Here is an 18,747-nt window from a genome sequence, read left to right as displayed (position 1 = left end):
GGTCATCGCAGCGCAATGACGAAACCGAAATTATGCTGCTTTCGCCTGCCCGATTATTCGTTGTAAATTAGATATGATATCGCGCGCCGCCGCAAGCCGCGCATTCACGTCCATCTCGCGCGCCAGAACCAGTCTGTGGTCCGGGCGCAGCCGCAGCACGCCGGCCCTGGTCGCGAGCCAGGCGATCAGCCCGCCCGGATTGGCGAAACTGTTGCCCCGGAAGCCGATCACCATGCCCTTCGGCCCGGCCTCCAGTTTTTCCACCCCGGTATCGCGGCAGGCGCGCTTGAGCGACACCGTGGCGAGCAGATTTTCCACCTCTTCCGGCATCGGGCCGAACCGATCGACCAGTTCGGCCGCCAGGGCCTCGCTTTCGGCATCGGTGCCGAGCGCGCCGATCCGCCGGTACAGCCCCAGCCGCACCGGCAGGTCCGCCACATAGGTCTCGGGGATCAGCACCGGCAGACCGAGGCTGATATTCGGCGTCCAGTCGCGCGCCGCTTCGCGCGCTTCCTTGCCCGCCGCCGCACGCAGATCGGCGACCGCATCCTCCAGCATCTGCTGATACAGCTCGATGCCGACCTCGCGGATATGGCCCGATTGCTCGTCGCCCAACAGGTTTCCCGCGCCGCGCAGATCGAGATCGTGCGAGGCCAGGGTAAATCCGGCGCCCAGCGTATCCAGCGTCTGCATCACCTCCAGCCGCTTCTCGGCCGAAGCGGCAAGCCGATGCGCGGGCGGCCAGGTCAGATAGGCGTAGCCGCGCTGCTTGCCGCGCCCGACCCTCCCGCGCAACTGATACAACTGCCCGAGTCCGAACAGATCCGCCCGCCAGATCAGGATCGTGTTCACCGAGGGCATGTCGAGCCCGGATTCGACGATGTTGGTCGCCAGCAGAACGTCATGGCGCCCCTCGCTGAACTCGGTCATCACCCGCTCGATCTCGGTCGGCGCCAGCCGCCCATGCGCGACCGCGCAGCGCAGATCGGGTGCGATTTCGGCAAGCCGCTCGCGCATCCGGTCGATATCGTCGATATGCGGCACGACGCAGAACAACTGGCCGCCGCGGAACCGCTCGCGCGCGATCGCCTCGCGGATCACCAGCGCATCCCATGGCATGATGAATGTGCGCACCGCCAGCCGGTCGACCGGCGGGGTGGTGATCAGCGACAAATCCCGCACGCCGGTCAAAGCGAGTTGCAAGGTGCGCGGAATCGGCGTCGCGGTGAGGGTCAGCACATGGACATCGGCCTTGAGCTGCTTCAGCCGCTCCTTGTGCGCCACGCCGAAATGCTGCTCCTCATCGACGATCAGCAGCGCGAGATCGGCGAAGGCGATGGATTTGGCGAGCAGCGCATGGGTGCCGACCACGATATTGACGCTGCCATCGGCCAGCCCGGCCTTCACCCTGGTCGCATCCTTGGCGGTAACGAGCCTCGACAATTGTGCCACCTTGATCGGCAGCCCGGCAAACCGCTCGGAAAACAGCCGGAAATGCTGGCGCGCGAGCAGCGTGGTCGGCACCACCACGGCAACCTGGGTTCCCGCCATCGCGGCGACGAAGGCGGCGCGCAGCGCCACCTCGGTCTTGCCGAAGCCGACATCGCCGCACACCAGCCGGTCCATCGGCTTGCCGACGGCCAGATCCTCCAGCACGTCGCCGATCGCGCGCGCCTGATCCTCGGTCTCGGTATAGGGGAAACGGGCGCAGAACTCGGCGAAACTGCCCTCCTCGGCGGCGAGCAGGGGCGCATCGTGCAGCTTGCGCTCGGCGGCGATGCGAATCAGCCCCGCCGCCATGTCGCGGATACGGTTTTTCGCGCGGGCTTTCCGCGCCTGCCACGATGCGCCGCCGAGCTTGTCCAGCCCCACCCCGGCGGTCTCGGTGCCGAAGCGGGATAGAAGGTCGATATTCTCGACCGGGAGGAACAATTTGTCGCCGCCATCATACAGAAGCCGCAGGCAATCATGCGGCGCACTATCGACACTCAGCGTCACCAGCCCGTCATACCGGCCGATGCCGTGATCCTGATGCACCACCAGATCGCCCTCGGCGATCTCGGTGGCATCGGCGATGAACTGATCGGCTCGCTGGCGTTTGCGCGGCGGCCTGGCGATCCGCGCGCCCAGCAGATCCTGCTCGGCCACAATCGCGAGATCGTCCGCGACGAAACCCCGTTCCAGCCCGAGCACCGCCAGCAACACGGCATCGCCCTTGGCAATCCGAGCCTCCCGCGCGTTGTCGATCGGGATCGAGCGCATCCCGTGGTCGCGCAGCAGCGCCGCCAGCCGGTCGCGCGAGCCCGCACTCCAGGCGGCGAGCACCACGCGGCGCCCCGCCTCGCGCCAGCGCGCGGCGAGCAGGCGGAATTCGTCGAACACCGAAGCGCCCGCCGGTCCCTGCGCCAGGATCGCGCCGGGCCGGCCGCCGGCCTCGACGCCGGCAGCACCATCCGGCTTGGCGAACGGCGAAAACCCGGTCGCCTGCCGCTGGACAAGGATCGCGGCGAAGCTGTTGCGGTCGAGATAAAGCAGTTCGGGCGCGATCGGCCGATACGGCAAATCTCCCGCGCGCGGCGGCGCGCGGCGCGCCTGGTAATGGTCGGCGATCATCTCGAACCGCGCCGAAGCCGCGTCCTCCGCCTGATGATCGAGGCTCACGGCGGCGGCCGGCGCGTAGTCGAAAATCGTCTCCATTTCGCCGCAGAACAACGGTGCGTAATGCTCCATGCCCGGCTGGCGCCGATGGTCGGAAATCGCCTCGTAGAGCGGGTCGCGTACCGAATCGGCGCCGAACATCTCGCGGAACGCGCCGCGAAACCGGCTGACCGAGTCGGCATCGAGCGGAATTTCCGACGCCGGGCGGAAGATCAGCGCCGCCACCGAAGCCCCGCTGCGCTGGGTGCCCGGATCGAACCGGCGCAGGCTCTCCACCTGGTCGCCGAACAGATCCATCCGAGTCGGCGCGGCCTCGCCCGCCGGCCAGACATCGACGATCCCGCCCCTGATCGCGAAATCGCCCGGCTCCATCACCGTGCCGACCCGGTGATAGCCATGGGCTTCGAGAAATCGCGCCAGCGCGTCCGGCGCGATCGTCCCGCCCGGCGCGATGGCGAGGCTCGCGTTTTTGAACTGCCCGCGCGGCGGGGTGCGCTGCACCGCCGCGTTCACCGTGGTCAGAATGATGCGCTGGCATAGCGCGGGTTCCAGCAGCCGGGCCAGGGACGCGACCCGCTCCGCCATGATCGCCGGGTTCGGCGACACCCGGTCATAGGGCAGGCAATCCCAGGCCGGGAATGTCACGATCTCGGCGTCCGGCGCGAAAAACCCCAGCGCATCGGCCAATCGCGCCAGCCTTGCATCGTCGCGCGCGATATGCAGGACCGACCCCGCCTCGGCGGCGCGGCGGGCGATCAGGGCGGCGTCGAACCCTTCAGGCGCGCCGTAGACACTCAGCAGACTCATCGTCCCTGCTTGCCCTGCGCGACCTCGGCGGCCTGTTCCTTGATCTCGCGCAGCATCGGACTGTCTGCATGATCGGGGATCGGCAACCGTCCGGTCAGCCAGTCGGCCAGCTCGGTATCCGGGTGTTCCATCACCGCCTCGAACGCGTCGAGCATGGCATCGTCCATCGTCGCGATATGCTTATGCGCGAACCCGCCGATCATCAGATCGTTCTCGTATGTCCCCCGATGGGTGGCCCGATACAGCAGCCGGCGGTGGCGGAGCGGAAGCGCGTCGTTCGAGTCAGCATTCATGATGGGTTGCGATATAGAGCGAGGCCGCGCCACTGTCAGCCCGTGACCCCCGAATCCATCGATTCGCTGCGCGCGCCTCTGACCAGCCTGCCCGGCATCGGGCCACGGCTCGCCGCCCTGCTCGCCCGCGCGGTGGGCGGCGATACGCTCCGCGACCTGCTGTTTCATCTCCCGGAACACTTTATCGACCGGCGCGAGCGGTTTCTGCTCCGCGACGCCAAACCGGGCAGCATCGGCACCTTCACCGTCGAAGTGGTCGGCCACGAGGCGCCGTCACGCAAATCCCAGCCGCACCGGGTCGTCATCCGCGATTCCAGCGGCTTCGGCGAGGTCGTGCTGTTCCATCCCGGCCGCCTCGTGCAATTCCCGGTCGGCGCGAAACTGCTCATCTCCGGCAAGGTCGAACGCTACGCCGACCGGATTACCCTGCCGCACCCCGATTACGTGGTTCCCGTCATGCAGGAAGCCGCGCTGCCGATGATCGAGCCGGTCTGGCGCCTCACCGCCGGGCTCTATCCGCGCGTGGTCGCCCGCGCGATGGCAGCCGCGCTCGCCCGCCTGCCCGATCTGCCGGAATGGCAAAACCCGTCCGTCCTGCGCCAGCGCCATTGGCCCGGCTTTGGCGACGCGTTGCGCGCGCTGCACGCCCCCGCCGCCATTCCTGACGACAAACCGGCGCGACGCCTCGCTTATGACGAATTGCTGGCGCGCCAGATCGCGTTCGCCCTGATCCGCAGCCGCAGCCGCAAGCGTCCCGGCCGCGCCTTCACCGGCAAGGGACATTTACGGGCGGCCGCCCTTGCCCGCTTCGGATTTCCGCCCACCAACGCCCAAGCGGCGGCCCTGGCGGAAATCGACGCCGATCTCGCCGCGCCGCACCGGATGCTGCGCCTGCTGCAGGGCGATGTCGGCTCCGGCAAAACACTCGTTGCGGCCCTCGCGATGCTTCGGGTGGTGGAAGCCGGCGCACAGGCCGCCCTGCTCGCCCCCACCGAATTGCTGGCACGCCAGCACCACGCCACGCTTTCGAAACTCTGCCCGGTTCCGGTCGCCCTGCTCACCGGCTCATTGAAGACCGCCGAACGGCGCAAAATCCTCGCCGGGCTCGCCGACGGCGCGATTCCCATCATCATCGGCACCCATTCGATCTTTCAGAAATCGGTCGAATTCCACGATCTCGGCCTCGCCGTCATCGACGAACAGCACCGCTTCGGCGTCGAACAGCGCTTCGCCCTCGGCGCCAAGGGCGAGGCCACCGACATGCTGGTGATGACCGCGACGCCGATCCCCCGCACCCTCCTCCTCTCGCACTGGGGCGAAATGACCGTCAGCCGGATCGCCGAAAAACCCGCCGGCCGCACACCGATCCGCACCACCCTGCACCCGCTCGACAAGATGGCCGATATCACCGACGCGATCGCGCGGATGATCGCGCGCGGCGGGCGGGTCTACTGGGTCTGCCCGCTGGTGTCGGAAAGCGAAATGCTCGACATCGCCGCCGCCGAATTGCGATTCGCAGCACTCGCCGAGCGTTTTTCCACCCGCGTCGCCTTGGCCCACGGCCGTCAACCCATAGACATCCGCGCCGCCGCCCTGGCCGGCTTCGCTTCGGGCAAGACCGACATCCTGGTCTCCACCACGGTCATCGAAGTCGGAGTCGATGTGCCAGAAGCCAATGTCATGGTGATCGAACACGCCGAACGCTTCGGCCTCGCTCAGCTTCACCAGTTGCGCGGGCGGGTCGGACGCGGTGCGGCGGCAAGCTACTGCCTGCTGCTGCACGATGCGGATCTCACCAGAACCGCCCGCAAGCGCCTTGCCATCTTGCGCGAAACCGAAGACGGTTTCCGCATCGCCGACGAAGATTTCCGCCTCCGCGGCGGCGGTGACGTTCTGGGCGCCAGACAATCCGGCCTGCCCGGCTACCGCCTCGCCGACGCCGAACGCGATTCCGATCTCATCTCCATGGCCCATAAGGACGCCGCCATGCTGCTCGACTCCGACCCGACCCTGACAACGCCGCGCGGTCAGGCCGCCCGAACCCTGCTCCGCCTGTTCGATCAGGCCCGCGCCATCCGCGCCCTGGCGGCTGGCTGACGATGGTCTCGCCGGTTTCGCAGGGGCTCCGCCCCTGCACCCCGCTAAGGGCTGAGCCCTTAGAACCCGTTAGTTTCGGGCTTTGGTGGGCGGGGCTGGCAAGCGCGACGAGCCCATTCTGGCCCCGCCCGCCAAAGCCCGCATTTATGGATTTCAAAGGCTCCGCCTTTGATGAGGGATGCAAGGGGGCAACGCCCCCTTGCGACATCAGCGGGGGTCAATCACCATGAGCCGCGAGTATCCTGATGCGCCGAGGGTCGGGGTAGGCGTGGTGGTGCTGCGCGGCGAATCCGTGCTGCTGGTGCGGCGCGGGCAGAAGCCGGCTCTGGGGGCGTGGAGCCTGCCGGGCGGCGGGCAGGAGCTGGGCGAGACGGCGGAAGCCACCGCGCGGCGGGAATTGCTGGAGGAAACCGGACTCACGGTCGGGCCGCTGGTGCTGGCCGGAAATGTGGATTCGATCCATCGCGACGCCGGCGGAAGGGTGCAGTTTCATTACACCATTCTCGATTTCGCGGCGCGTTATGAGGGCGGCGCCGCACGCGCGGGCGGCGATGTGACCGATATCGCCTGGGTTTCGGAGCCGGAGTTCGACGCTTATGATTTATGGTCCGAGGCGCGGCGGATCATCGCCGCCGCGCGACTAACATTAGGTCAGAATAGATGACGTTTGTTTCACGTGAAACAAAGGCACCAGACCGGACCTAAATTCTTGAAAACTGGAAGTCATTGATTTGGCGCGCAGCCGCCACGCCAACCCTGCGCGCGATACCGTTCAACCCTGCGGCCTTCCGGTATCACATGAACAATTTCTTGTCCTGCTTCATGCCGGCATAGAGCGCGGCGACCCATTTGCCGTAGCCGTTGTAGATTTGCGTCGGCGCGACCTGGCCGGTGCCGATGATGCGTTCGCGCGCCTGGCTCCAGCGCAAGGTCGGGTATTTCGGGTTCACGTTGGCCCAGAACCCATACATGTCCGGGCTGGTCTGCTGCCAGAAGGTTTTCGGCTGGTCCTTGACGAATTCGATCCGCACGATCGATTTCGCCGATTTGAAGCCATATTTCCACGGCAGCACCGCGCGGATCGGCGCGCCGTCCTGCTTGGGCATGGGCTGGTGATAGAGCCCGGTGCCGACGAAGGCGAGTTCGTTCGTCGCTTCCGCCATGGTCAGCCCCTCGTGATAGGGCCAGGGGAAAAACGGAATGGCGAGGCCGGGCATCACCTTTTGATCGGCGAGCGTGGTGAAGCGGAGGAATTTCGCGGACGATAAGGGCTTGGCGATTTTGACCAGATCGCTCATCGCGAAGCCCTGCCAGGGCACGGTGATCGACCAGGCTTCGACGCAGCGATGGCGGTAGATGCGGGTTTCGGTTTTGACCTTTTTCATCAGGTCGTCGAACGAGATTGTGAAGGGTTTTTCCACCAGGCCGTCGATTTTGACGGTCCAGGGTTCGGTGGGCAGTTTCTGCGCGGCGCGCCAGATGTCTTTCGAGAGGCCGAATTCGTAGAAATTATTGTAGGTTTCGACGTTTTTTTTCGGCGTGAGCGCGCGGCCGGGGTCGAAGCGCAGCGCTGAGGGCGAATAGCCCTGGGGCGGTGGTACATCGGCGGCGAGCGCATCGCCGATGCCGCCGAAACCGAGCGCGGCACCACCCATGACCGCGATCGCCGCGCGGCGGTTCAGGGCGAAGGCTTCCGGGGTTGCCGCCGCTTCGGGCAGATCCCAGTCGCGTTTGCGGATCAGGTGCATGGTTGTTCTCCTTGGCGGTTACTTTAGTCTATTCCGCGATGCCCGCGCATCACGCCGGCGTGTTCTCGCGCCGATGTCAATTGATCCTGAACGAGGCCGCATGACCGCTCCTTCAATCGCAAGGCTTATCGATGTCATGGCGATGCTGCGCGACCCTGTCGCTGGCTGTCCGTGGGATCGGGAGCAGGATTTCGCATCCATCGCCCCCTATACGGTCGAGGAGGCCTATGAGGTTGCAGATGCGATCGTGAAAAACGATCCATCCGCGCTGCGCGACGAGTTGGGCGACCTGCTGTTCCAGGTGGTGTATCACGCGCGGCTCGCCGAGGAGCGCGGCTGGTTCGATTTCGAGCGTGTGGCGGCAGGGATTGTCGGGAAAATGATCCGCCGGCATCCGCATGTGTTCGGCGATGCCGATGCGCGGGACGCGGCGGCGCAGACCAGCGCGTGGGAGGCGGACAAGGCGCGGGAACGCTCTCTGCGCGCCTTGCCCGGCGTTCTGGACGGCATCGCGACCACGATTCCCGCGCTGCTGCGGGCGAAGAAACTGACGGCGCGGGCGGCACGGGTCGGGTTCGACTGGCCGGATGCCGAGGCGGTGCTCGACAAGCTCGACGAGGAGATCGCGGAACTGCGCGTCGAACTGCCGGGCGGCGATGCGGACCGGATCGAGGACGAACTGGGCGATCTGTTCTTCGTGATGGTCAATCTGGCGCGCAAGCTCGGGGTGGATGGCGAGGCGGCGCTGGCGCGGGCCAACGCGAAATTCGAGCGGCGGTTTCGCGGGGTCGAAGCGGCCTTGGCGGCGCAAGGGCGAACGCCGGATCAGGCCGGTCTCGATGAGATGGAGGGGTTGTGGCGGACGGTGAAGGCGGCGGAATGATGGGCAAGCTGGCGCGCTGCGGCTGGGCCGAGGGCGATGCGGTGATGGAAGCCTATCACGACCGCGAATGGGGTATTCCGGTGCGCGACGGCCGCGCGCTGTGGGAAATGCTCATGCTGGAAGGGTTTCAGGCCGGGCTGTCGTGGCGGACGATTTTGCACCGGCGGGAGGGGTTTCGCGCGGCGTTCGCGGGGTTCGAGCCGGAGATCGTCGCTCGGTTCGGACCGGACGATGTGGAGCGGTTGATGGGCGATGCGCGGATCATCCGCGCGCGGGCGAAGATCGAGGCGACGATCGGCGGGGCAAAAGCCTATCTGGCGATGCGGGATTCCGGCGAGGATTTCGCGGAATTCGTCTGGGGCATGGCGGGCGGCGCGCCGATAAGGGGCGACGGGGTCACGGCGCCGACAAACACGCCGTTATCGCACGCGATTTCGGCGGCGCTGAAGGCGCGCGGCTTCAAGTTTTGCGGGCCGGTGATCGTCTATGCGTGGATGCAGGCGGTGGGGATCGTTGACGACCACGCGGCGGGGTGCTTTCGCCGAAGCGCTACTCCTTGACGTAAATGCCGAGATTGAGCCGGTGGGACTGGGTTTTGTTGACGTAGATTCCGTAAAATATCGCGAGGATCAGGCCAAGCAGGGTGAGCCAGCCGAAGCTGTTATAGGGGGCGGGCTGGCCCGGCTCGACGATCGACCAGAGCGGGATGATATAGGCCAGGATGCCGAGAACCGGCAGAACCACGTGGGTAAAGACCGAGAATTCGGCGGGATATTCCCGCTTGAAGTAGATCGGCAGGCCGATATTCACCAGGATATAGACCAGGATGAGCGGGATGGTGCCGATGGTGCCGAGCCAGTTGAAGGCGTTGATCGGGCCGTAGACGCCGCCGAGAACGACGGCGACGATGGTACAGCCGATGCCGACGAACAGGATCGCGGCCGAGGGTGTCCGATGACGGGGGTGAATCCGGGCCATCCAGTCCGGGAACAGGCCCTCGCGGCCGAGATTGAAGAAAATCCGTGCGCCGGCATTGGTCGAGGCGAGCAGAAGGGCGAGCGTGCTGGTCAGACCGGCGAGATACATGACGAACACGAAGCCGCCGAAATTCAGCCCGACCGCCGAGATCATCGGGAAGTCGGTATGGGCGAGGGCTTTCGTGTCGAACCGGAATCCGACGACGGTTGACCAGGCGCAGAAGACATAGGCGAAGGTTGCGAAAATCGCCGCGGCGAACACGGCCTTTCGGATGGTCGCATGCGGGCGCTGAGCTTCCTCGGCCATTGCCGCCGCATTGCTCGCGCCGATGAACGGATAGACGGCGAGCGGAAAGGCGAGGCCGATGCCCTTGAGTCCCGAACTGAAGGAGGAGAACGAGAACGGACGGAAATTCACGAAATGCGGATTGAGGATCACCAGCGCGGCGCCGGAACCGAACAGGATCACGAGTTCGAAGATGAACAGCGAGATCGCCATTTTAGATGAAATCACCACGCCCCTTATGCAGAACAGGATGGTCAGCGCGGCGAAGATCAGGGTCAGTACGACGAAATTCACTTTGATGCCCATGAACTTGTCGAGCATGATCATGGTCCAGTTGCCGATGACGACATAGACCGAGGCGAGCGAGACGATCCAGGAAAACGCGAAGAAGACACCGATCGAGGCGCCGACGTAATCGCCGAAGGTGCGCGACACGAAGCAGGTGTAGGAGCCGGCGCTGGGGCATTTGCGCGAATATTCGGCGGTGCTGTTGACGTGAAAGATCGTCGCGACGCCGGCGATCACGAACAGCAGCGGCGCGCCGAGGCCGACGGTCGCGACGATGAGGCCGATCGTGGTGAAGGCGCTGTAAGCCGGCGCCATGTTGGCGAGCGACAGGCCGGTGAGTTCGACGAGGTTGAGGGAGCCCTTTTTCAGGGATTGCGCCGGCGCGGATGTTGCCTGCTCACTCATGACGATGTGCCTCCTGACTGAAGATTCCATCGACCCGTGCGGGTCGTTTGACGGTCGGTCAGGATTGGTGCGGGCTGTAGCCGATCCGGGCGCAGAGGATCAGCAATTCGCCCCTCCGGTCATGCACCGGGGGCGCGATCGGTCGTTCATGCAGCCTGCATCCGATCATCTGGCACCTGGAAAGCAGAAATTGCCGCAACTCGCGAAATAATTGTGCCAAGAGGAGCGATTCCCGTCAATAAAAATTCGCGGACGGGCGGTGATGGGGTTTGTGGGTCAGGCGTCGTCGCGGCGCAGGGCGCGAAGAGCGGCTTTCGGTTCGCGGGCGAGGATGCGTATCAGCGTGATCGCCGCGCGGTCCATCTGCACCCGGTTCTGCTCCCAGTTGCGCAGGATCGCGACCGGATCGAGCGATGCTTCAACAAATTGAAAAATAATCGCCGCATCGCAACCCGCTACGATCAAACATCAAGTAGTTTCCTCGGCTTCGCCTTGCTCTCATCCATCAAACTCTGGATTCGGTTTGTCCATGCGGCCTAACTCAAGTTCAACGGTAGAGTTCAGAACGTTGAGATACAAGAACGTCAAGCCGATGTTGCAAAATCGAAAAGATTAAGCCGCTTCGCTGTCGAACAGCGCCTCGCGGAGCAGGTGCCAGCTTTCCTCGTCTTGGGCGGCGAGGATGCCGCCGTCAAGCTCGGCGGGACGCCAGGGTTCGCCGTCAGGTTTGCGGACATGGCCGCCGGCTTCGGCGACGATCAGGGCGCCGGCGGCGTGGTCCCATGGCAGGGTGCGGCGCGACAGCGTGGCATGGATATGGCCCATCGCGATGGCGCGGTAGGTGGCGGCGGCGCAGCGCAGATTGGGAATCTGGCCCAGTCTGGCCAGGTTGCGCAGCACGCGCGAGCGCTCGGGTTCTGACATGTATTGCCAGGAGACCGAGGCGATCGTCCGGTCGAGCGGCACAGGGTCAGCGACGTGCAAGCGCGTTGTCGCGCCGTCCCGGAGCAGCAGAAACGCGCCGCCTCCGGCGCGGGCAACCACGGTGTCATCGCGCAGCGGGTCGTGGATCAGTCCGGCGGTGGTCGTGCCGTTTTCGATCAGCGCGATCATCACGCCGAACAAAGGCAGACCGGCGGCGTAGTTCTGGGTGCCGTCGATCGGGTCGATCGCGAAGACGGGTTTTGGCTCCCGCACGCGATCGATCAGGGCGGGATCGGCGGAAACGGCTTCCTCGCCGATGATGGCGGCGCCGGGGAACAGGCGTTCGAGCCCCGCGATCAGCGTGCGTTCGGCGGCTTCGTCGGCGATCGTCACCGGGTCGAGCGGGCCGGCTTTGGTCCGCAGATCGGCCGGACCGATGCGGCCGAAGCGCGGCATGATTTCGGCACATGCAACGTCGCGCATCAGCGCCGCGATGGCGCGGATGTCGGCATCGCCGAGACTCACGAAGCGGGGGCCAGAATGGCGGGCGCGAAATCGTTCTCGAAGCGGGCGCGGTCCTCGGGCCGCAGCCGGACCGAGACGGTGATGCGATCCCCATCGTCTTCGCGCGCGGTGACTTCGCCGTGGCGATACAGCCAGGCGAGGATCGCGCCATTGGACGAAGGCAGCGCATAGGTCATCAGATGCATCGAGCGGGCGAGCCGCGCGTCGATCGCCGCGCGCAGGGATGGCAGATTCTCGCCGGACAAAGCAGAGACGGCGATGGCGTCGGTTTCAGGCAGGTCGCGATGGTCCGGCGGCAGAAGGTCGATCTTGTTGAGAACCTCGAAGCTGCGGTTCTGCCAGCCGGCGTCCAGCATCCCCGACGCGGCCATGTTGTCGAGCACGGCGATGACATCGGCGCGCTGGGCGGCACTGTCCGGGTGGGCGGCGTCGCGGACATGGAGAATGATGTCGGCGGCGGCGACTTCCTCCAGCGTGGCGCGGAAGGCGGCGACCAGTTCGGTCGGCAGATCGGAGACGAAGCCCACCGTGTCCGACAGGATCGCCTGCCGGCCGGACGGCAGGACGATCAGCCGCATGGTGGGATCGAGGGTGGCGAACAACTGGTCCTCGGCCTGCACGGCGGCACCGGTGAGCGCGTTGAACAAAGTGGATTTTCCGGCATTGGTGTAGCCGACCAGGGCGACCACCGGATAGGGCACGCGGTTGCGTGCGGCGCGATGCAGGGCGCGGGTGCGGCGAACATCGTCGAGGTCGCGCTTGAGCCGGGCGATGCGATCGGTGATCAGCCGCCGGTCCGCCTCGATCTGGGTTTCGCCGGGGCCGCCGAGGAAGCCGAAGCCGCCGCGCTGGCGCTCAAGGTGAGTCCAGGAACGGACCAGGCGCGAGCGCTGATAGGCCAGATGCGCCAGTTCGACCTGCAGCACGCCCTCGGCGGTGCGGGCGCGTTCGCCGAAAATATCCAGGATCAGACCGGTGCGGTCGATCACCTTGCAGTTCCAGGCGCGTTCCAGGTTGCGCTGCTGCACCGGGCTGAGCGCGGAATCGACCACGGCGACGCCGACCTCGGCCTCGGCGATGGCGGCGCCGATGCGCGCGACCTGACCCTCGCCGAACAAGGTGGCCGGCCGTTGGGAGCGGATTTGCAGAATGTCCCGGTGGGCGATGACCAGCCCGATCGAGGCGGCGAGGCCGATGGCTTCGGCGAGCCGTGCCTCGGCCTCGCGCAGGCGGTCGCGCCGCGAACCATGCTCCCAGGGGAGCAGGATGGCGGCGCGCTGGGGCGCCGCCTCGGTCGGCGCGGTCAAGCCTGATTACTCATCGTCTCGCTCCGCGTCGCCGCCGCGCGCCAGGCTGAGCGTGGCGGGGTTCTGCGCCGGGGCGGCTCCGGTCTCGGCCTTGGTCGCGTCGAACAACTGGATCGGTGCGCCCGGCATCACGGTGGAGATCGCGTGCTTGTAGACGAGCTGGGTATGCCCGTCGCGCCGGAGCAGCACGGAGAAATTGTCGAACCAGGTGATGACGCCCTGAAGCTTGACGCCGTTCACCAGGAACACCGTCACGGGGGTTTTGCTCTTGCGAACGTGGTTGAGGAAAACGTCCTGCACGTTCTGAGATTTTTCGGTGGCCACGTCGGAATCCTTATGTTCTTGTCGTCGCCCGAGCAAGCCGGGGGACGATGGTTGCGTTGGACAGCGCCAAGGCCGGAAACCTCGGCACCGGGAGTTTCGCGCAACCGCTTGCGTGGCACGAAAGCGGCTGCGCTTCGCCATTATAGCCTGATGATCGGGCGAAACCAGCCTCGGCGGCACGGGGTGGCGCACAAAGCCTGGCGGCGTGGCGGAACGACGACAGTTGCGTCAGCGTTGCCGGCGCTGTCGCCCGGCGACCCTCTCGTCGCGGCGCCAGTGGCTGGCGATCGCGGCATAGGTCAGGACCAGTTCGCGCCCGGCGCGCGGCAGGGTGATCCATGCATCGCCGCGCGTCCAGACCGCTGCGTCGTGCGCGGCGCGCGGATGGCGCTGCGCCGGGGCGATCGCCCGTTCGATCGGGATGGATTTGCCGTCCAGCACGATGGCGGTGAGCGCGATGCCGAGCCGGCGATGGTCGGATGAGGCGGGATCGGTCTCGGCCGGGACGAAACTGCCGGTGACCAGCTCGACCCGGCGCACCGGACGCGGCAGGGTGAAGCGCAGCGTGCCGGTTCTGCGCTCCGCCGGGGCGAGAATGATCGAATCGGCGCGCAGCCAGGGGGTGGTTTCGACGAGGGCGTAGCCGAGTTCCGCCTTGCGCGCGGCGAGGCGCGCGCGGATCGGCGCGAGAGCCGTGCCGCCGGTGATCAGCGGAGCGCAACCTTGAATTTCGCGGACGATCTGCATCAGGTCGGGGTGCAGGGTGACGGGTTCGGCGGAATTCTCGAACAGGCCGCGATGGCCGGTATCGAGAAAGCTTTCGGCGGCCGCACCCTCGGCGAGCAGGATGTCGTGGCGGTCGAGTTCGACATGGTAATAGGTGACGCGCGCGCAGTCGTGCTCCTGGGCGATCAGCACGCCATCGGCGATGTCCTTCGCCTGGACCAGGGCGCCGTCGAGGAACAAGGCGTGGTCGGGCGAGACCAGGAGATCGCGCGCGGGCACGCCGTCCGCCAGGGCGCCGGCCGCGATGCGGATCGGCCGGGCGCGCTCGGGGTTCGGATGCCTGCGGAAATCGAGGCTGCGATGGCCGATCCAGACGATTTTTTTCTCAGCACCAGAGGCGGTGCGGACGATATCGCCGGCGGCGAGGTGCTCCACCGGAATCTCGCCATGCGGGGTCGCGATGTTTGTGCCTTCCGCGAAACAGGGCGGGTTGATCGTGCCGCTGGCGGTGATGACGGCATCGACAACGGTGGTGCTGCCCGCTTCGAAGGTGGGGGTGATGGTGAGGGTGGCGTTCAGCGATTTGACGCCGAACAAAGCCTCGTCGATCGATTCAAGATAGGGGCCGGCGACGCTCGCCAGCGATGCCGGAAGCGCCGACGTGATGCCGAATGCAACTTCCTCGAGCGTATTCCCTGGCAGGACGAGAAGCTGCACCCCGGCTGCAGCAGCGAAGGAAATACCGCTATCGAAACTCGCATTGTTCTGCGCCGAACTCGGCGCCTTGTCGAAATTGACGTAATCCTGTTCCAGATTGGCCAGGATGATCGTGTCGCCCGGCGCGAAATTGTCGATATTGCCGCCGAGATAGGTGGCGACGACATTCGTGGTCGACGGGCCGTAGTGCAGGGCGCCCGGCTCGATCAGCAGAACCCCGCTATCGGTGCCCTGATTGGTGAAGGTGATATTCCCGCTCAGCGACGTGGTCAGCGTAACGGTACCGCCCGGCGTAATCGTGGATCCCGACATCGCCCGTCTCCTCGGATTATGCCGGTTATTATCACGATCTCGCGACGATCCGTCAATGATTATAAAGAGACGAAATAGAAAAAATCAAGGCTGTAACAACCTAAACGATAAATCCACCGCCCAATACACGCGTGCCGTCATAGACCACGCAGGCCTGACCGGGGGCGGCGAGCGCGGAAGTGTCGAGAGTCGCCACGCCGCTCAGCGCGTCGATCGTCGCCGGCCGCGGGGTTTCGCGCGCGCGCAGCTTCACCGCGGCGCGGATCGGTGCCTCGGGCGGGTCGATCAGCCAGTTCGCCTCGGCGAAGCGGACGGCGCGCGACCCGGCATCGCGCGGACCGACCACGATGCGCCGGCGCTCCGCGTCGATATGCGTGACCACCTGGCCGGATGCGGCGCCCAGGCGCTTCGCCTGCCCCACCGTGTAGCGGGCGATGCCGTCGTGCCGGGCGAGGACGGTGCCCTGGCCGTCGACGATATCGCCGGGAAACGTTGCTTCGGGGCGCAATTTTCCGACGATATCCGCATAGGAGCCGGAGGGGACGAAGCAGATATCCTGGCTGTCAGGCTTTTCGGCGACTGGCAGTCCCATCCGCGCGGCCTCGGCGCGGACCCGCGCCTTGTCCGGCATCGATCCCAGGGGGAAACGGGCAAACGCAAGCTGCGCTTGCGTCGTGGCAAACAAAAACCAGGACTGATCGCGCGCTTCGTCGGCGGCGCGGTGCAGTTCGGGGCCGTTTCGGCCATCCTCGCGGCGGACGTAATGGCCGGTCGCCAGCGCCTCGGCGCCGAGATCGCGCGCGAGGCCGAGAAGATCGCCGAATTTGAGGTGCTGGTTGCAGCGCACGCAGGGCACCGGGGTTCTGCCGCCGGCGTAGGACTCGGCGAAATCGCCGATCACCCGTTCGCGGAACGCGGCCTCGGCGTCGATCACGTAATGGGCGATGCCGAGCCGGTCGGCGACGTTGCGGGCGTCGTGGATGTCCTGGCCGGCGCAGCACGCGCCCTTGCGGCCCGACGCGGCGCCGTGGTCGTAGAGCTGGAGCGTGACGCCGATCACCTCGTGCCCGGCCTCGTGCATCAGCCCGGCGACCACCGAGCTGTCCACCCCGCCCGACATGGCGACGACGATACGCATGGTTCAGCCGAACTGGGCGTTGCGCACGCCGGCGGGCAGCCGCACGACCAGCCCGTCGAGCGCCGGGGACATCACGATCTGACAGCCGAGGCGCGAGGTCTTTTCCAGGCCGAAAGCGAGGTCGAGCATGTCCTCCTCGTCCTCGGACGCTTGCGCGAGCCTCGCGTACCAGTCGGGATCGACGATGACGTGGCAGGTCGAGCAGGCGAGCGAGCCTTCGCAGGCGCCTTCGATGTCGATGCCGTGCTTATGCGCGATCTCCAGCACCGACAGCCCGATCGGCGCATCCACGGTGCGGCGCGTGCCATCGCGCTCGATGAAACTCATGCTCGGCATCGACAATCCTTAAATGATGGCGGGCTCTGCGACCGCCCGTTCTTCGGGCGACGTAGAGAAACCGTCCCGCTTGCGCAAGGCGCGCGCGGCGAGGCGCCGATATGCGGCGAGGAAGCGCGCCGGGGCGGTATCGCTCGCGTTCCATGGCAGGGAAACCCGGATCGCGCAGCCGGCCAGCGCGCCGAGCCCCATCGCGTCCAGGACATGGCTGCGCGCGACCTTGCCCGAGGAACAGGCCGAGCCGGCGGAGACGCAGATTCCGTCGAGGTCGAGCGCGATCACCTGGGTTTCGGCGGAAAGCCCCGGCAGGGCAAGACAGGTCGTGTTGGGCAGGCGCGGCGCGTCGGCGCCGACCGCGATGGCGCCCGCCTCCCGCGCGCCCGCCTCGATCGCGTCGCGCAAGGCGGCGAGCCGGGCGACATTGCCGAGCTGGGCCGTGTCCAGGGCGGCGGCGAAACCGGCGATCGCCGGCAGATTCTGGGTACCGCCGCGCCGGCCCCGCTCCTGCCCGCCGCCCCGGATCAGCGGCGCCAGCGCATCGGCATGGGCGGGGGCGACCAGCAGGGCACCCGCGCCTTTCGGGCCGCCGAGCTTATGCGCCGAGATCGCCACACTTGCGGCGCCCAACGCGAGGTAGTCGTAATCGAGCCGGCAAGCCGCCTGCACCGCATCGACATGCAGGATCGCGCCATGGGCGGCGCAGAGTGACGCGGCCTCGGCGATCGGGTGGATCACTCCGGTCTCGTTGTTCGCCGCCATCAGGCAGACCAGGGCGCCGTTTTGCCGAGCAAGCAGGCGGTCGAGCGTGGCGAGGTCGATCGTGCCGTCGGCGTTGACCGGGATTGTCGTTGCATTGGGCGCGGCGGCGCGCACCGCGTCGTGCTCGGTGGCGCCGATCAGGATCGGGCGATTTGAGCCTAATCCATGGATCGCCATGGCATCGGCCTCGGTCGCCCCGGAGCAGAACACCACATCCTGGGGCCTTGCGCCGAAATGCCGAGCGATCGCCGCGCGCGACTTTTCCAGCAGACTCCGCGCCGCGCGGCCTTCGGCGTGGACCGAGGCCGGGTTGCCGACGAGAACGAGGGCGGCGATCAGCGCCGCGCGCGCCGCCGGGCGCAACGTCTCGGTAGCGTTGGCGTCGAGATAGAGCGGCTCAGCCCCGGCGAACGGCGTCATCGGCGCTCGATTCGCGCGATTCCGCGCTTCTATCTGATTTGCGCGATTCCGCGCGGGCAACCCGTGCCTCCAGATCGGTCAGTTCAGAGCGCAGCGTGTCGATTTCGTGCAGCAGCGGATCGAGGCAGGGGTCGCACGGCGTGCCGTAGGGGTCGAACCGCACCTTCGGCCGCTGGCCGGCCGGCGCACGCTCGATCGGGCGATCGACCGGCCGCGCCGGGATGCCGACCACCGTGGTGTTCGCCGGCACCTCGGCCACCACCACCGCATTGGCGCCGATCCGGGCGTTGTCGCCGATGCGGATCGCGCCCAGCACCTTCGCGCCGGCGCCGATGATGACGTTGTCGCCCACCGTGGGGTGGCGCTTGCCGGTTTCGCTCGACGTGCCGCCCAGGGTGACCTGATGGTACAGATAGACATCGTCGCCCAGTTCGGCGGTCTCGCCGATCACCACGCCCATGCCGTGGTCGATGACGCAGCGCCGGCCGATCACCGCCCCCGGATGGATCTCGATCCCCGTCACCATCCGGCTGAAATGCGACACCATGCGGCCGAGCAGGCGCAGCCGCCTGGTCCAGAGCGCGTGGGCCAGGCGGTGCCACATGACCGCGTGCAGCCCCGGATAGCAGAGCAGAACCTCGATATCCGAACGCGCGGCAGGGTCGCGCTGGCGGTAGGTCTGGATGGTCTCACGCAAAAACATGCGGGTCATGCGACATTTCCGTAGGAAAACTCAGGACGATGCAGTATAGTTTGTGACCTTATCGTTGGTTGGCCGGCAAGGGCGGCGAAGCGGAACAAAGTTGCGCGCCGAGGG

17 protein-coding genes are annotated in these 18,747 nt (G+C 66.5%); 4 read left to right on the top strand and 13 right to left on the bottom strand.

Annotated elements, in window-relative coordinates:
- Positions 1 to 30: 30 nt before the first annotated feature.
- Positions 31 to 3,465, bottom strand: coding sequence for a transcription-repair coupling factor (gene mfd, locus AiwAL_RS05735; protein WP_262312286.1), 3,435 nt, complete (start codon positions 3,463 to 3,465; stop codon positions 31 to 33).
- Positions 3,462 to 3,758, bottom strand: a complete 297-nt coding sequence (locus AiwAL_RS05730) for a succinate dehydrogenase assembly factor 2 (protein WP_235702837.1) — start codon at positions 3,756 to 3,758, stop codon at positions 3,462 to 3,464. Before AiwAL_RS05730 ends, mfd begins: the two co-directional genes overlap by 4 nt.
- On the opposite strand from AiwAL_RS05730, the gene recG reads away from it, so the two are divergent.
- Positions 3,693 to 5,855 carry an ATP-dependent DNA helicase RecG gene (gene recG, locus AiwAL_RS05725; RefSeq protein ID WP_262312285.1) on the top strand — a complete coding sequence of 721 codons (2,163 nt, stop codon included), beginning with the start codon at positions 3,693 to 3,695 and terminating at the stop codon, positions 5,853 to 5,855. The two genes, AiwAL_RS05730 and recG, sit on opposite strands and share 66 nt — an antisense overlap.
- A gap of 226 nt (positions 5,856 to 6,081) precedes the next feature.
- A complete protein-coding gene (locus AiwAL_RS05720) occupies positions 6,082 to 6,519 on the top strand; it encodes an NUDIX hydrolase (RefSeq protein WP_235702839.1) in 438 nt (145 codons plus the stop codon).
- A gap of 130 nt (positions 6,520 to 6,649) precedes the next feature.
- On the opposite strand, the gene msrP is transcribed toward AiwAL_RS05720, so the two are convergent.
- Complete coding sequence (gene msrP / locus AiwAL_RS05715; RefSeq protein ID WP_262312284.1) at positions 6,650 to 7,603, bottom strand: protein-methionine-sulfoxide reductase catalytic subunit MsrP; 954 nt, start codon at positions 7,601 to 7,603, stop codon at positions 6,650 to 6,652.
- Between the two features lie 100 nt (positions 7,604 to 7,703).
- On the opposite strand from msrP, the gene mazG reads away from it, so the two are divergent.
- Together mazG and AiwAL_RS05705 are read left to right on the top strand one after the other, a co-directional pair.
- Positions 7,704 to 8,486 carry a nucleoside triphosphate pyrophosphohydrolase gene (mazG, locus tag AiwAL_RS05710; RefSeq protein ID WP_235702841.1) on the top strand — a complete coding sequence of 261 codons (783 nt, stop codon included), beginning with the start codon at positions 7,704 to 7,706 and terminating at the stop codon, positions 8,484 to 8,486.
- Positions 8,483 to 9,046: a DNA-3-methyladenine glycosylase I gene (locus tag AiwAL_RS05705; RefSeq protein ID WP_262312316.1), complete on the top strand. Its 564-nt coding sequence runs from the start codon at positions 8,483 to 8,485 to the stop codon at positions 9,044 to 9,046. Before mazG ends, AiwAL_RS05705 begins: the two co-directional genes overlap by 4 nt.
- On the opposite strand, the gene AiwAL_RS05700 is transcribed toward AiwAL_RS05705, so the two are convergent.
- From AiwAL_RS05700 to cysE, 10 genes are all read right to left on the bottom strand, one after another.
- Entirely contained in the window at positions 9,036 to 10,442 is a 1,407-nt protein-coding gene (locus tag AiwAL_RS05700) for an APC family permease (protein ID WP_235702843.1), read from the bottom strand. The genes AiwAL_RS05705 and AiwAL_RS05700 overlap by 11 nt on opposite strands.
- Positions 10,443 to 10,718: 276 nt before the next feature.
- Complete coding sequence (locus AiwAL_RS05695; protein WP_235702938.1) at positions 10,719 to 10,907, bottom strand: hypothetical protein; 189 nt, start codon at positions 10,905 to 10,907, stop codon at positions 10,719 to 10,721.
- Between the two features lie 147 nt (positions 10,908 to 11,054).
- Positions 11,055 to 11,891 (bottom strand): inositol monophosphatase family protein, encoded by an 837-nt coding sequence (locus tag AiwAL_RS05690; protein WP_262312283.1) that lies wholly within the window; start codon positions 11,889 to 11,891, stop codon positions 11,055 to 11,057.
- Positions 11,888 to 13,198: a GTPase HflX gene (gene hflX / locus AiwAL_RS05685; protein ID WP_262312282.1), complete on the bottom strand. Its 1,311-nt coding sequence runs from the start codon at positions 13,196 to 13,198 to the stop codon at positions 11,888 to 11,890. Before hflX ends, AiwAL_RS05690 begins: the two co-directional genes overlap by 4 nt.
- A 6-nt stretch (positions 13,199 to 13,204) precedes the next feature.
- Entirely contained in the window at positions 13,205 to 13,522 is a 318-nt protein-coding gene (gene hfq / locus AiwAL_RS05680) for an RNA chaperone Hfq (RefSeq protein ID WP_235702846.1), read from the bottom strand.
- A 228-nt stretch (positions 13,523 to 13,750) separates the two neighbouring features.
- Entirely contained in the window at positions 13,751 to 15,277 is a 1,527-nt protein-coding gene (locus AiwAL_RS05675; RefSeq protein WP_262312281.1) for a Hint domain-containing protein, read from the bottom strand.
- A gap of 100 nt (positions 15,278 to 15,377) precedes the next feature.
- Positions 15,378 to 16,415, bottom strand: a complete 1,038-nt coding sequence (gene mnmA, locus AiwAL_RS05670; RefSeq protein WP_262312280.1) for a tRNA 2-thiouridine(34) synthase MnmA — start codon at positions 16,413 to 16,415, stop codon at positions 15,378 to 15,380.
- Between the two features lie 3 nt (positions 16,416 to 16,418).
- Positions 16,419 to 16,751 (bottom strand): ferredoxin family 2Fe-2S iron-sulfur cluster binding protein, encoded by a 333-nt coding sequence (locus AiwAL_RS05665; RefSeq protein WP_262312279.1) that lies wholly within the window; start codon positions 16,749 to 16,751, stop codon positions 16,419 to 16,421.
- Positions 16,752 to 16,760: 9 nt separating this feature from the next.
- Positions 16,761 to 17,930, bottom strand: coding sequence for a cysteine desulfurase family protein (locus AiwAL_RS05660; protein ID WP_262312278.1), 1,170 nt, complete (start codon positions 17,928 to 17,930; stop codon positions 16,761 to 16,763).
- The gene (cysE, locus tag AiwAL_RS05655) at positions 17,908 to 18,642 is read right to left on the bottom strand and encodes a serine O-acetyltransferase (protein WP_235702851.1); all 735 of its coding nucleotides are present in this window, start codon (positions 18,640 to 18,642) and stop codon (positions 17,908 to 17,910) included. Before cysE ends, AiwAL_RS05660 begins: the two co-directional genes overlap by 23 nt.
- Between the last annotated feature and the right edge of the window lie 105 nt (positions 18,643 to 18,747).

The sequence above is a fragment of the Acidiphilium sp. AL genome, from assembly GCF_025499445.1.
Lineage (GTDB): Bacteria > Pseudomonadota > Alphaproteobacteria > Acetobacterales > Acetobacteraceae > Acidiphilium > Acidiphilium iwatense.
Note: the sequence above shows the minus strand (reverse complement) of the source record. Positions and strands in the feature narration are given on the sequence as shown.